The sequence below is a fragment of the Anaerobacillus sp. 63XJN7_4_ISO-PGPR-S23-413 genome (assembly GCF_056173725.1).
In genome coordinates, this window is the sequence record NZ_CM149688.1 from 2,572,204 (window position 1) to 2,586,216 (window position 14,013).

The 14,013-nt window shown below is 38.1% G+C and carries 12 protein-coding genes; 2 read left to right on the forward strand and 10 right to left on the reverse strand.

Going from position 1 to position 14,013, the window contains the following annotated elements:
• Positions 1–5 precede the first annotated feature (5 nt).
• The 6 genes from AC0VYO_RS13630 to AC0VYO_RS13655 all read right to left on the reverse strand — a co-directional run bounded on the left by AC0VYO_RS13630 (position 6) and on the right by AC0VYO_RS13655 (position 8,004).
• Positions 6–782 (reverse strand): 3-hydroxybutyrate dehydrogenase, encoded by a 777-nt coding sequence (locus tag AC0VYO_RS13630; protein WP_430246066.1) that lies wholly within the window; start codon positions 780–782, stop codon positions 6–8.
• Between the two features lie 240 nt (positions 783–1,022).
• Positions 1,023–3,260 carry an FUSC family protein gene (locus tag AC0VYO_RS13635; protein ID WP_475367698.1) on the reverse strand — a complete coding sequence of 746 codons (2,238 nt, stop codon included), beginning with the start codon at positions 3,258–3,260 and terminating at the stop codon, positions 1,023–1,025.
• Positions 3,261–3,428: 168 nt separating this feature from the next.
• A complete protein-coding gene (locus AC0VYO_RS13640; RefSeq protein WP_475365421.1) occupies positions 3,429–4,958 on the reverse strand; it encodes a glycine betaine uptake BCCT transporter in 1,530 nt (509 codons plus the stop codon).
• Positions 4,959–5,226: 268 nt separating this feature from the next.
• A protein-coding gene (locus tag AC0VYO_RS13645; RefSeq protein WP_430241928.1) for an IS3 family transposase occupies positions 5,227–6,563 on the reverse strand; the annotation gives its coding sequence in 2 pieces (ribosomal slippage) (positions 5,227–6,179 and positions 6,179–6,563; 1,338 coding nt in all).
• Positions 6,564–6,686: 123 nt separating this feature from the next.
• Positions 6,687–7,448, reverse strand: coding sequence for an anti-sigma factor (locus AC0VYO_RS13650; RefSeq protein WP_475365422.1), 762 nt, complete (start codon positions 7,446–7,448; stop codon positions 6,687–6,689).
• Entirely contained in the window at positions 7,432–8,004 is a 573-nt protein-coding gene (locus AC0VYO_RS13655) for an RNA polymerase sigma factor (protein WP_194222029.1), read from the reverse strand. The genes AC0VYO_RS13650 and AC0VYO_RS13655 overlap by 17 nt, the downstream gene beginning before the upstream one ends.
• A 532-nt stretch (positions 8,005–8,536) precedes the next feature.
• Between AC0VYO_RS13655 and fabL the strand changes: the two genes are divergently transcribed.
• Positions 8,537–9,295, forward strand: coding sequence for an enoyl-[acyl-carrier-protein] reductase FabL (gene fabL, locus AC0VYO_RS13660; RefSeq protein ID WP_430246058.1), 759 nt, complete (start codon positions 8,537–8,539; stop codon positions 9,293–9,295).
• 109 nt (positions 9,296–9,404) lie between these two features.
• Here fabL and AC0VYO_RS13665 read toward each other — a convergent pair whose 3' ends face one another.
• Entirely contained in the window at positions 9,405–10,289 is an 885-nt protein-coding gene (locus tag AC0VYO_RS13665; RefSeq protein WP_475367495.1) for a phosphatidate cytidylyltransferase, read from the reverse strand.
• 99 nt (positions 10,290–10,388) lie between these two features.
• On the opposite strand from AC0VYO_RS13665, the gene AC0VYO_RS13670 reads away from it, so the two are divergent.
• Positions 10,389–10,943 (forward strand): hypothetical protein, encoded by a 555-nt coding sequence (locus AC0VYO_RS13670; RefSeq protein WP_430246056.1) that lies wholly within the window; start codon positions 10,389–10,391, stop codon positions 10,941–10,943.
• A gap of 95 nt (positions 10,944–11,038) precedes the next feature.
• On the opposite strand, the gene AC0VYO_RS13675 is transcribed toward AC0VYO_RS13670, so the two are convergent.
• The 3 genes from AC0VYO_RS13675 to AC0VYO_RS13685 all read right to left on the reverse strand — a co-directional run bounded on the left by AC0VYO_RS13675 (position 11,039) and on the right by AC0VYO_RS13685 (position 13,998).
• Positions 11,039–11,968: a manganese-dependent inorganic pyrophosphatase gene (locus tag AC0VYO_RS13675; protein WP_430246054.1), complete on the reverse strand. Its 930-nt coding sequence runs from the start codon at positions 11,966–11,968 to the stop codon at positions 11,039–11,041.
• A 148-nt stretch (positions 11,969–12,116) separates the two neighbouring features.
• Positions 12,117–12,761: an SDR family oxidoreductase gene (locus AC0VYO_RS13680; protein ID WP_475365423.1), complete on the reverse strand. Its 645-nt coding sequence runs from the start codon at positions 12,759–12,761 to the stop codon at positions 12,117–12,119.
• A gap of 61 nt (positions 12,762–12,822) precedes the next feature.
• On the reverse strand, positions 12,823–13,998 hold the full coding sequence (locus AC0VYO_RS13685; protein WP_430246050.1) for an MFS transporter: 1,176 nt from the start codon (positions 13,996–13,998) through the stop codon (positions 12,823–12,825).
• Positions 13,999–14,013: the final 15 nt, after the last annotated feature.

A 14,013-nucleotide genomic window follows, 5' to 3' on the forward strand; every position in this document is an offset into this window, starting at 1 on the left:
TAAATTTACTGAGCTGTATAGCCACCATCAATTAGTAGGGCTTGACCTGTAATGCTCTTCGCTGCATCACTTGCGATAAACATTGAGTAATCAGCTATCTCTTTCACTTCAAGAAGTCTTCTTTGTGGTACAAGTGGATAGATTACTTCTTCTAGTACCTTTTCTAGCTCTACTCCGCGTTCTTTCGCTAGATCTTCCATCTGTCCTCTTACGAGTGGTGTATCAACATATCCTGGTGCCATGGCATTTACTGTAATACCGTGTTCCGCACCTTCAAGTGCAGAAACTTTTGTAAGGCCGATGACCCCATGCTTGGCACTATTGTAAGCCGCTTTCCCTGCGAAACCGATGACACCATTGATAGATGCCATGTTAATAATTCGCCCAAATCCTTGTTTCTTCATGATTGGAAATACATGCTTTGTTGCTATGAAAGGAGCTGTAAGCATAATATCCTGCATCATACGAAACTTCTCAGTTGGGAAGTTTTCTAATGCAGATACGTGCTGAAGTCCCGCATTATTTATTAACACGTCTAAGCGACCGTATTCTTCTACAGTACGGTCAATTGCTTGTTTAATTTCATCTTCATTAGTCACGTCTGCTTTAATACCAATAGCGTTATAACCTTTATCTCTTAGTTTCTGAGCAGCTTCTTCTGTTCCTTCTTCATTTATGTCAGATAGAACAACTTTTGCTCCATTCTCTGCGAACGTTTCACCAATTTCAAAACCAATACCTCTAGCTGCGCCTGTAATAAATACAGTCTTGTTGTTAACCATGAATATTTCCTCCTATTGTCAATCCTAAATTAAAATTATACTGTCACACCTCTCTATTCCCGCTCTACCTTTTAATAAACTAATCATTTTTGATTTATTTTCATAGCTCCCACTTCAAGTCACTTCATTAAGGATTAGTTAGCCTATATTTAGATGTATTGATTTCTGGTTTATTCGAATGAAAGCTTAGTTTCAATCGCCCCATCAACATTTTGCTCAACAAAAAAATAACCCGGTGCGTTACTGCTCCAGGTTACGATTTGTATTAAAATGATCAGATGCTTCTTTATTCTTTATTGAGCCAAGTTCCTTCCCTAATATCAATAGTGACTGGTTAATTCTCCATATATAATAGAGGTCATTTACAAACTTTTTCAAATTTACATCTGCATATTCAACTTTTTCTGAAAGACCTTCAATATGCTCTCTTTCTTTATTTAAACTATACATCGTTAACCCTGTTTCACCTTTTAATAGTTTAAGTAATGTATGGACATTATGTTTAATCACTTCATTAACCTCGAAAAGTGTGTTCTCTGATCCTTCTATGATAGTTGAACGGTTATTTCGATTTGTCGAAGCCAATAGATGTTTAGCAAAATAATTAATCGCTGTTAGTACAGTTAACCAGCGTTCAATCCCTGATCGGGCAAGAATAGCAGGTCGATTACGAAGCGGCCTCGCATCTTCAACGATTTTTCGCATTTGTTCATCAATACCAAACGCCTGATTTGTAAAATTAAAATTCTTTTCAGTATGTGAAAAGGATTCAAGATAATCCGACACATACTCATTTAATTTATTAAGAAAATCTTCCGCAGTATCTGCAACCTTTTCACGTGTAGTTTTAGGATAGATCACTGCTGCCGCTAGAAAGCCAATGAATGCTCCTGCTAACGTATCAAACACGCGAGCTATTAGAATCTGTTCTGTAATCCCACCTAGGATAAAATCGTACATAATTGCGATTAGCATTGTCATCCAAAACATCATCATCGCATACGAAATGGATAGCAAATAAAACGCCATAAAGATACAGCAAAATAATGCAATTAACTCTAAGACAAGCCTTCCTTCAAGAAGATGCGCCAGGCCAAAACCTGCAACCGCGCCGAAAATAGTTCCCAGTGACCGTTGAAAAGCTTTTTGTAACGTCATTCCAACGGTATCCGTTCCTAAAAGTACTACAAATGCAGAGAGGAGAACCCAGTACTGGTGAGTAGGTGAAAGAAAATAACCTAAGAAAATAGCCACTGCGCCTGCTACGATAGCTTGGAGCGCCTTCTTTGTAGCTGCTCTTGGTTGATTTGATTTTTCACTTTCTTGAACATTTTCTTTCTTTACTTCTTCTGGATCGTCTAATCGAACTTGTTCTTCAATATTTGCCATCCGTCTAGCTCCGAGTTCGTTTGAACTTTCAATAAGATGATTGGCAATCGACTCTATTCTCCTAATTAACCATAACCAATCTTTATTTTGATGATTAGATATTCGTAATTCGATCAGCTGATTTTTTAATTCTTCGATAACGGTCTGTGTTTGCTTTAAGTTTCCAACGATATCGTGGCTTCGTAACACCTCAGCGTCTCTAATGGATTCAACGACTTTATATAGCAATTTTCTCACTTCATTATGTTCAAGTGCATGAAGTTCTTTCATTCTTTTAACTGCTGGGTAAAGTGTTTCAATTAACATTTCTGCATCAAAGACGTACATTCTAAGTTGCTCAGCGTCTATACCACTCCAGACTTCTCCTGGATCAGTCGTTGTTAATTGGCTTGAAATAACCTGTGCATACTCATTAAGTTTTCTTACATCTCGCTTTAATAACAAGGCTCTATAGCGATTCGGAGTCGGATCTGCAATGGCATCAAGTACGAGATCTAGCGTTAGATTTGTTTGAATATGAAACGACTTCATACTTCGACTGAGCTGTCTTTTAGGACGATTTCTGAACAGAATAAAGTGATAAAGATACGAGTATGCTCCCCCGACAACAATTCCGAGGATAAAACCGAGCAAATCGGATGGTTGAAGTTTCAATAAGGTTGAAAAATAGATTGATAAAAAAGCAATCATAAATAGTCCAAAATATCGAAAACCATAATGTTGTAAGTAGTAAGCAAAAAAGATCACAAGTAAAAACAAACCATCCGTAACAAATGGAATAGAACTAAGCAATGTTCGAAGTGTTAGCCAAATAATACTTGAAATTACTAACAAAAGGGCAGTGATTTTTTTCTTTTTATCTGTGTCATCATTCACAAGCAATAATGATAAAAGACTTACCACCCCAGCAAGAATAGCTGGGGTAAATGATATCCCAAGTATTGTGGTCAACCACAGCATTGTCATGACGGAAGAAAAAACGCTAATCGTTATTCTTGCTGCTTGATGTAACCTAGTCCTGCCGGGGTCTGTAGCAGCCAAACGAGACCACCAGCTTTGTATGATTGTTTTCTCGTTTTTAATCCACATACATTAATAATAGCGAAATTTGATTCATTCTGCCAACATTGCGTATTCCATCCCTGCTTTTATTTGATCGGAAGTTAATGTTAGACCGCTCATATTGCTTATCTTCTTTTCCTCGGTATCTAGCTCTATTTAAAAAACCTTTGGAGAATGTTCTCCAAAGGTTTTATTTTAAACCGTTTTTAGATCTTTTTTGGACTTGGCTTTCTTATCCATACTACGTTGCTTTCTTGGTACTTCTTCATTAAATGATTTAATCATTCCCCAGCACGTAAATAACAGAATAATTGTAAGCGGGAAAGCACTAACAATTATAGCCGTCTGCATACTTTCAAGTCCACCCGTAATCATTAGAACGATCGCTGATGCTGATAACAAAAATCCCCAGGTAAATTTCACATAGTTCGGGGGATTCAAACTTCCATTTGTTGTTTGCATTCCAAGCACAAATGTAGCTGAATCAGCAGATGTAATAAAGAATGTAGAGATTAACAATAGTGTAACGATAGTTAAAATACCACCGAGTGGAAGTTGTTCATATAAGAAAAATAACCCCGTCTCAAGACTTTGACCTGCTATATCTGTTCCTTGAGTAAAATCAAAGAAAATACCAGATCCTCCAAATACGCCAAACCAAAAGGCACAAACGACTGTTGGCACAACTGTTACGGCTATCATAAACTCTCTAATCGTTCTTCCTTTCGAGACCCTTGCAATAAATGTCCCAACAAAAGGAGACCAGGCAATCCACCATGCCCAATAAAAGATTGTCCAATCTTGAATCCACGTTTCACTTTCTGCATTCATTGGAGCAAGTCTCATGCCCATAGCAAATATATTTTGAACGTATTCTCCGAAAGTAGTGACAAATAAATCTAACACAAATTTTGTTGGTCCGAGAATGACAAACATGATAAGCAATAATACAGCAAGCGCCATATTAGCATTACTTAAATACCTTATCCCCCTCTTTATTCCTGTTCCTGCTGAAACAGTAAAAAGAACAGTGATAATCGCAATAATAATCAATTGAATTGTGAAATTATTAGGTATGTTTGTTAAATAACTTAAACCACCGTTAATTTGTTGAGCCCCAAGGCCTAGAGAAGCGGCAACACCAAATATTGTCGCAAATACTGCAATAATATCTACTGTAATCCCGATAGGGCCTTTCACTTTATCTCCTAATAGTGGATAAAGCGTTGCGCTCATTAATCCCGGCGCCCCTTTTCTAAATTTATAATAAGCTAGCGCTAAAGCGATGGTTGCGTAAATAGCCCATGCATGGAATCCCCAATGTAAATATGTATATCGAAGGGAAAGGTGCGCGGCTTCAACCGTTCCTCCTTCACCATATGGCGGGGTAGAAAAGTGGGACATTGGTTCTGATACACCAAAGAACAATAGCCCTATTCCCATCCCGGCGCTAAAGAGCATAGCAAACCAGGTGAGCCTGCTATATTCAGGCTTATCTGTATCCTTTCCTAGCTTGATATGCCCAAACCGACTAAAAATCAAATAAATTGCAAATATTAAAAAGAAAGTTGCGGCAAGCTGATAAAACCAACCAAATTGATCTAAGAAGAAATTTTGGGATACCGTCATAACCTGATTAAGGTTATCTGGCATGAGCACCCCCCAACCAACGAAGACAATCGCAATAGCGATTCCTATCCAAAAAACGTTAGTAACTTTGTTCATTCTCTCCACTCCTACTTTTAATATGTGGATCTCAAAAATATTTTAAAATAATAACCACATCGTTACTAATCATAAGCAAAACTGAACTTATTTTCAAATTTTTATAAGAATTTAGTATAATATACCCCATACTCCTTTACTAAAAACCCTTTCATATATTGTATTTGTTTTACGTTATATTCTATAATTCAGCCATTCTCTATTTATTATATAAAAAAAAGAGACGTATTTTAATATGTACCCTGTGTAAAGGACAGTTTAAAAAAGACTAGGCAACATTAAGAAGATGATTCCTGTATTGAACAGGGGTCATCTTTTTTAAGTTCCACTGACATCTATCCAGGTTGTAATACATCATATAACTCTTAACTTCACGTTTTAATTCGATTAGTGTTTGACAAGGTTTTATTGAGGCTTCGTCTTTAAAGTGACCAAAGAAAGATTCCTGTGGGGCATTATCCCAACAGTTTCCTCTTCTAGACATAGACTGATCTAAACCGTATTTCTTTAGCTGTTTTTGGTAGGTAGGGTGAGTATAGTGAAAGCCTTGATCAGAATGAATAAAGGCATTCGCATCTAGTTTTGCTTTACGGTTGTTTTTAAGTTTTACTAACGTATCTGTCGCTAGATCGAGCGTAATTCGGTCAGACACATGATAAGCTAGGATCTCATTCGTAGAGCCGTCCTTTATGGTAGATAGATACGCTTTCTTCTTATTTCCATAAAACAAATAGGTAATGTCAGTTAGAAGTACTTTCCCTGGGATGCCTTGTTTGAAGTTTCGCTCAAGTTTGTTTGGTACAACGCTGTGCTCTTTCGTTGCTTTCGCCATACGACGATAGGGATTCGCTCTTCTGATCGGACATACGATTCCGTATTTTTTCATGATTCTGCGTATGCGTTTTAAGTTATAGGTTATTTGATACTGGTTAGCTAGCGTCATCTTGATTTGACGTGCCCCTTTTTTTCGCTTTTTAAAGGCATAGGCTTTTAGGATCCAGTCTTTTAAAACTTGGTCTCGCGCCTCGTTTTCTGTTCGACGCTTTCGAGCACCTTCAGTGAAATAACGATAATAACCAGATCGTGAGACACCCACTACGGAACATAAGTATCGGACCATATTTTTAAGTTGATACTCATGGATGATATGGCGGATTAATTCAAACTTGAGAGAAGCAGCTAATTTTATCTCTTTTTTCCCATCCCCTTTTCCATCATTTCGAGCTTTTTTAGGAGATCATTCTCTGCTTTTAATAGGTTATTTTGAGCTTCTAAACGTTTGTATTTTTCCTCTAAAGACAGTTCCTTATCTTTGGATCTTCCGGAGCTTTCTTTACGAGTGTCAGTAAGTCCATTAATCCCTTTGTTTTTATAACCCTGTCTCCACCTTCTCGCGGCAGAATGTACTCTTTCGTGTCCGAGAGTATCGACATCAAATCCATTTTCTTTAAAAATCTGACTCGGTAGTTTTCCTTTTTCATACTCCGTAATGAATATTCGCTTAAATTCATCACTGTATGTGATTCCTTTTTCACTAACTGATTTCACAAATTTATTAGAGGCAAGTGTTTTGACATCTTCCTCTGAGAATACTTTCTTACTCATTAATAATCATTTCCCATCGTAGAATTTGTCCTCATTATACATAAAAGTACCCTATAGGGCAGACTTTTTTTAAGTGTCTACTCTATAGGGTACATATTATTTTACGTCTCTGCTTTTTGTGTTCTATAAACCTGAACTTAATATAATTTTCCCTTTAGGCGTTTCACTTGTATTGTCCGGTTCAAGAGTAATCGCGACAGCATCCCAGTCGTGCTCACCTTCATAATCCACCTGATAAGCTACCTCACCTTTTCCTTCCTGATTCGGAACAAAAGAGCCTGCACGGTATGGTTTTTCACCTTCAAGTAACCAAACTTGATACACTTGATCACCTTCAACTCCTGATACATCGTTCACTTGTACCACTAAATTCATTTTACCATCTTCGTTCATAAGCGCTGCAGATCCTGCTGAAGCTTCTGCTTCAGTTGGCTGTAGTTGTACAGCTTTGATGAGAGATGAAATTTGTTCTGAATTATCTATCTCGCCATCAGATTCGTTTATATACGTATACAAATTTCCACCAAGGGAGAGAAAAAGTGCTGCTGCTAATGCGGGCGCTACCCACTTCCTCTGTCTTGATTTTCTTTCTGTTTGCAGATCTATTACTGTATTACTTTGTTTCTCTTCCGGATTTTCGACTTCATTGTTACCTACTTCTTCAGCATCGCTCTCAAACACACTTGTCAAAACACGATCTTTCATGCCAGCGGGTGGTTCTTCTGGTATAGAGAGATAAGGAAGGTCACCTGTCAATTCTTCCAGCTCCTTTAACTCCTCTCTGCACTCTTCACAAGATAAAAGGTGAGTTTCGAACTGTTCTTTCTCTTCTTCTGATAAGGTTTCATTAAAATAGTCAAGTAGTTGCTCACAATTTGCTTTCATCTGAGACCCCTCCTTTCTCTCTGAGACTGGTATTTAAATGTTTGAGCGCTAGCCGAATTCGGCCTTTCACAGTACCCAGAGGGAGGTCGAACTCTTCAGAGATCTTTTTGTGCGTCATTCCTTTAAAATAGAACATTTCAATTATTTTCTGTTGCTCATCTTTAAGTTTTGATACAGCTGTACGAAGTATCTGTCCTCGCTCTTTCCATTCAACCTGATCCTCCACTGAAGATTCATCGCTATGAAGAGAGTCTCGTTCATCCAGTTCAAAATCTGGCTCTTTTGATTGCTTGCGGAGCAAATCAATTGCCGTATGCCGCGTCATTGTAAGGAGCCAAGAAGAGAATTTCCCTTTGTCAGCACTATACTCGGCCTTCCCTTTCCATAGCTTTATGAACACTTCTTGCATAACTTCTTCTGCAAGTCCTCCATCTTTTACAATTCGATATGAGAAAGAATATAACAACTTTTCATATCGATCGTAAAGAGATGAGAGAGCTTCTTTATCCTTTGCCTGCACCTTAACATACAGCTCGGCATCGTTAAGTTCTCTCATATCATTCTCCTTTTCATCGCAACTGACGCTAGCCTGAAGAGGCAGGAAGCTTATGTATAGCTAACGTTACTCAGTCTACTTTGGATGTGTTTTTCATAAAAAATCATCTTACCAATCCACGAAAGCGCTTTTAGTTTATAATGCCTCCCCTAAAACAAAAGCTGCAATTATACATAATTTCTGTCTCCAACACTTCTCTCAAGTATTGGATCCCTAAACCAAGGAGACTCATTACATCCAGTATTTCCCTAAAAAAGTTTTCTTCAAATCAGCTCCCTAAATAAACAGTTTACTGGCAGTTTTGACCAAAACTGATTTTAATACTTTCACTTTCATCTCCATGCTCTACTCAACTATTTAGCATAATTTGTTTCTAGATGAAAGTATATCATAATTGTATTCTTTCCCAATGAATACACCCTCTACCTTAAAAGCTTTTCCTACCAATTCTCCTCAGTTTGATTTCACGAAACTTTTCACATGCTTCTTGTTCCTGTATGATAGGTTGGAGTAAATATTGAAGAGGTGACTTATGATGAGTAATAAAGTAGCGCTAATCACAGGCGGAACAAGAGGTATCGGTAAAGCAATAGCACGAAAATTTGCTTCCGAAGGCTACAACCTTGTTCTCAACTTTATGAGAAAGAAGAAAGATGCGGAACAAACAAAACAAGAATTAGAAAGCGAATATGGCATTACAGTACATATCGTTAAAGCAAATGTTGGTGAAGTGAAGCAAATCACTTCTTTATTTCATGAAACAGAAGAAATATTTGGTCGACTTGATGTATTTGTTAACAATGCCGCTTCAGGTGTTATGAGACCTCTAATGGAAATAGAAGAAAGTCATTGGGATTGGACACAGAACATCAATGCTAAAGCATATCTATTTGCTGCACAAGAAGCCGCTAAAATCATGGAGAAAAATGGTGGAGGAGCGATTGTAGCCCTATCGAGTCTTGGTTCAATCAGGGCGCTTCCAAATTATGTTGCTGTTGGCGTATCTAAAGCATCCGTAGAAGCGATTACTCGCTATCTCGCTGTTGAATTATCACCAAAAGGAATTGTCGTGAACGCTGTTTCTGGTGGCGCTGTGGATACGGACGCTCTTAAACATTTTCCAAACAGAGAGGAATTATTAGAATCTGCTAAGGAAAGAAATCCAGCAGGACGCCTTGTAGAGCCTACAGATATGGCAGATGCCGCTTATTTCTTAACAACTCCAGCAGCACGTATGATTCGTGGGCAAACGATTATTGTCGATGGTGGCTTATCTTTGCTAGGGGAATAAATGTAAAGCACGACCGCGGTATTTTCTGCTGTCGTGCTTTATTTTGTCGCCTTCTCAATAACGACAAGCTAAAATATTATTCCTCGCTGTATGAAACATGCTCTTTTACTTACATAAAATCAAAAAAGTACCGAATTACATGAAAGTAAACAGGTGATGTGTATGCAAGACTATCCACTCTATTTAAGTAATTTCCCTCCAAAGCTTTCATTCTTCGATCGTCACCAAGTAAGAGGTCCCTTTTCAGCACGGAAATTGTTAGACTACCAAGAAAGCCAGCGACGCTGATTAGCACTCCTGATAAAACTCCAAACAACGTACCAAAAGGCGTTAAATAAGGAAATAACGTATAGGCTAGTGCTGTTGTGACGATAATTGCGCATAAAAATCCTTCTAAGGTAAGATAAGGATTGGAGGATGGAACGACTTTACGCCTGCCTACATAAAGAGAAATAATGTAATGAACTGCATCATTTACCTGAGTTAGCAATACAAGAAATAACACTAATTTGGCTCCATAAATTGGGCTAGCTATTTGGAAATAGGCAAGGTGGCTTAGACCAAAAACCATTAGCATTAACCCCCATTGAGTCGAACTAACTGATCTTAGAAAACCTAGCGTCCCTTTTCCTATAATACGTGGAAGCGGTAGCAATAAGAAAACATAAACTGGTATAAACACAATGAACATTCCATACCAATCGATTAGGACCCAATAGAATTGGAGTGGGATAGCGACATAGGACCATAGAAAAATCCTTCTATCAGCTTTCCGAGTTTTCATCATTGAGAAATATTCTTTTAATGCGAAAAAGCTTAATATCATTAAAGAAAACAAGGAAACAATTGGGTTAAATAGTGTGGCAAGACAAAAAACAACAAACATGCCCCACCACGTTTTTACTTTTAACGATAGTCCCGTAAAGTCCTTGTTTGGCTGCTTATTCTTCGCAACAAGAAAAACAGCCTGTGCAAATAAAAGACCTATTAAAATAGTTGCCAATATCCATATTGTGCTTTCCAGAAGAGGTACCTCCTTATCAATCTATTTATGTATAATGAGAGTAAACGTCAAATGTATAAGGATGCCATGATGAGTCAAAAAATATATATTTTACTTTCTGATACCGGTACGCTCTTTACAAAATCGATTAAAAAATATACTAAAGCTCCTTACAATCATGCATCACTTGCCTTCGATGAAGAATTAAATGATATGTATAGCTTTGGAAGAAAAAAACCTGGCAATCCTCTAAATGGTGGATTTGTGAAAGAGGATGTTCTAACGGGAACATACCGTCGATACCCCAAGACGACATGTGTGATCTATGAACTCAACGTAACAGAACGTGATGTGCACAAAATGAAGCGCTTGCTAAAGATATTCATTCGAAACAAACAGCGATTTTTGTACAATATTCTCGGCGTTCTGGGGGTTTCAATAAATGAACCTATTGAGTTTAGTAATTCTTATTTTTGTTCTCAATTTGTTGCTGAAGTTCTTCATCGTTCCGGCATTCAACTTTGGGACAAGCTTCCAGCACTTGTCACTCCAGATGATTTTCGCAAATGCGAAAGGCTGTTACTAATTTACGAAGGAAAACTTTTTGATTATGAACCTATTAGAAAGCAGCTTCATAAATTCTGATGTGTATATTTAGTATGACTTTTATGATGTTTTTCACAATAAATGAATAAAACGTGGACAGATCCCTTAGGATCTGTCCACGTTTGGAACGATCATTAAGCTGTAAACGCTTCTGTTAGAACAGGAACGATTTGTTTCTTACGAGAAACAACGCCTTCAAGTATAGCAAGGTTTTCAATTAATGTGACATCAAAAGCCTTCTCGACTTTATTTGCTTGTTTACCTAGTGCTAAAGCCGTTGAGTTATTTGTAAGAATGTCCGTTACAACAAGTAAGAAAAGATCAAGACCCTTAGCTTCGATCGTTTTCCTCATTTCCTCTTCAACCACATCCTGACGAGCAAGAACATCGAGAGTATCAACAACGTTAACTTGAGCTACTTCCACTTTAGAATCTCCCATACCAAATTCTTTCGCATCAAGAGAGATCAGTTCAGCAGGCGTTTTACTGCTCATATCCGCCCCAGCCTTAAGCATTTCAAGACCATATGTTTCGGCATTTACCCCTGCTATTTCAGCAAGTTCGCTAGCCGCAGCTATATCTTCCTCCGTACATGTTGGTGATTTGAAAAGAAGAGAGTCAGAAATGATCGCAGAAAGCATAAGACCAGCTATGTTTTTATCAACCTGAACATTCTTCTCTTTGTATAACTTATTTAGAATCGTTGCTGTACAACCAACCGGCTCTGCTCTGTAATAAACAGGATCAGCTGTTTCGAAGTTCGCAATGCGATGATGATCAATCACTTCTAGAATCCGAACATTTTCAATATCCTCAGCACTCTGTTGACGTTCGTTGTGGTCCACAAGAATAACCTCATTTGTTTCATTCGAAACGGTTTGAACCATTCGTGGAGCTTCCACATTAAATTGATCTAATGCGTATTGTGTTTCTCCATTGACTGCACCAAGGCGGACTGCCTCTACATTCATGCCAAGCTTCCTTTTTAAATCGGCATAAACGAGAGCAGAAGTGATCGTATCCGTATCAGGATTTTTATGTCCGAAAATCAATACTTTTTCCATAGTTAGACTCCTTTTAGATGAAAAGATTTATGTACTCAATACATATTGTAAAGATCTCTTACCGTAAACTCAACAGCATTTTGTATTCTTTAAATAAGAAAAAGTAAGGAAACCGATTCTTTCGCATAAAGAATCGGTTACCTTATTATTATAGAGATCCTATTGACTGAGTAATCAAGCTATCCCCAGAAATCAAATCGAAAGATCGGCGAATCGTATTTTGCTTCATTAGTGTAGACACGATAACCTCAGCTACATCATCACGTGGAATCGATCCACGTCCTAGATTCTCAGCGATTGACACCTTGCCAGTTCCTTCTTCGTTTAAAAGACCACCTGGGCGCACAATAGTATAGTCCAATGAACTTGCTTCTAACGCTTTATCAGCGTAATGTTTTGCAGCGTAGTATGGCAATAATGCCTCACTCCAATTTTCTCTGTTGTGTGCTTGAAGTGCACTCAACATCACATAACGCTTAATGCCAAGTTTTTCAGCTGCTTCGATCGTTTTTACTGCTCCATCTAGATCTACTAATAATGTTTTATCTGATCCAGTACTTCCACCAGAACCAGCAGCAAAAATAACGGCGTCGCTCCCTTTCATAGCCTCAGAAATGGTATCGACTGAGTCTTCAAGACTCGCTACTACTGATTCAATTCCGCGGTTTGCTAATTCATCCGCCTGTTCTTTCTTTCGGACCATCGCCTTTAAGGAATGGTCTTTGTTATTATCAAGTAGATTAACAACTTTCTGACCTACCTGGCCGTTTGCTCCAATAACCAATACATTCATGAGTAAACTCTCCTTTTGGATTGTCTATCCATATTATTTCAAAATCAATTCTTAATCTCAACTAACCTGCTTGATTGTTCAATTGCGTTGACGCTTTCCTGCTATCTCTCTTCATAGAAAATACCGCGGCAGCAAGTGAAAGTAAAATAAAGGCACTTCCAACAGTGGCATTCATTTCAACTGAACTGTTTTCAATGACAAAAGCTCCAACCGAGGAGCCCAGTGCAATTCCGAGGTGAAGAGCAGAATTATTCAGGCTTTGTTGAATATCAGATGATTCTGGCGCAAGTTCAATTAAATAGCTTTGTTGTGCAGGTGTGATCCCCCAGCTCAGCATACTCCAAATTACCATTATGATAAGAAAGACCGGAAAGGAGAAAGTTGAAAAGGGAATAATAAACATTGCAACAGCAAAAACCATAATCGATATAAGTATTGTTGGTCTTGTTCCAAATCGATCTGAAGCCATTCCACCTAGTCCGCCCCCGGCAACTGCAGCCACTCCAAAGATCAGATAAACAATACTTACCCAACTTCCTGATAATCCAAGCGTTGTTTTGAGAAACGGCGTTAGATATCCATAAAGAGTTAGGTGACCTGTTAAAAACATTAAGGATGTTAACTGTGCTGAAAATACACGGCTATCTTTCAGGGTTTGTAGCTGTTTTCGAAGTGGAATCGCGGGTTTAGGCTGAATCTTCTCCATAAACAAGGTAACTCCCACCATTGATAACAGTGTGAGAACTAGGATTAAAACAAAAGGCGCTTTCCATCCAAAAGCATTTCCAAGCATTAATCCAATTGGCACTCCCAAAACTAGAGAAGCGCTAATCCCCATAAATACAACCCCTATAGCTCTTGCGCGATATTCCTGTTTTACTATATTTGAAGCAATAGTGACACATAGCACAACAAGAAGAGAACCACTTGCCGCCGAGATGATTCTCGCAGTCATTAACAGACTAAACGTTGTACTAATGACTGCGATTAGATTCCCTATTAAAAAAATAACGAGTGAGAATAGCATCAATTTTTTCCGTTCTATCTTTGCAGTTACAGAAAGTAGAACAGGACCCATTAATGCAAATACGATAGAGAAAACACTAATTAATAAACCTGTCTTCCCTAAACTTATTTGAAGATCTTCTGCTACAAGATCAAGAATTCCTCCTATAATTAATTCCACCATTCCTACTACAAATGAAACAATCGTAAGTAAGTAAACACGTTTATTCATTACCTCTTGCACCCC

Excerpts from the sequence above, each read along its gene's own strand:
- AC0VYO_RS13670 (WP_430246056.1), top strand. The coding sequence starts at position 10,389 with ATGAGTCAAAAAATATATATTTTACTTTCTGATACCGGTACGCTCTTT.
- fabL (WP_430246058.1), top strand. The coding sequence starts at position 8,537 with ATGATGAGTAATAAAGTAGCGCTAATCACAGGCGGAACAAGAGGTATC.
- AC0VYO_RS13675 (WP_430246054.1), bottom strand. The coding sequence starts at position 11,968 with ATGGAAAAAGTATTGATTTTCGGACATAAAAATCCTGATACGGATACG.
- AC0VYO_RS13640 (WP_475365421.1), bottom strand. The coding sequence starts at position 4,958 with ATGAACAAAGTTACTAACGTTTTTTGGATAGGAATCGCTATTGCGATT.
- AC0VYO_RS13650 (WP_475365422.1), bottom strand. The coding sequence starts at position 7,448 with ATGAAAGCAAATTGTGAGCAACTACTTGACTATTTTAATGAAACCTTA.
- AC0VYO_RS13655 (WP_194222029.1), bottom strand. The coding sequence starts at position 8,004 with ATGAGAGAACTTAACGATGCCGAGCTGTATGTTAAGGTGCAGGCAAAG.
- AC0VYO_RS13680 (WP_475365423.1), bottom strand. The coding sequence starts at position 12,761 with ATGAATGTATTGGTTATTGGAGCAAACGGCCAGGTAGGTCAGAAAGTT.
- AC0VYO_RS13635 (WP_475367698.1), bottom strand. The coding sequence starts at position 3,260 with ATGTGGATTAAAAACGAGAAAACAATCATACAAAGCTGGTGGTCTCGT.
- AC0VYO_RS13630 (WP_430246066.1), bottom strand. The coding sequence starts at position 782 with ATGGTTAACAACAAGACTGTATTTATTACAGGCGCAGCTAGAGGTATT.
- AC0VYO_RS13685 (WP_430246050.1), bottom strand. The coding sequence starts at position 13,998 with ATGAATAAACGTGTTTACTTACTTACGATTGTTTCATTTGTAGTAGGA.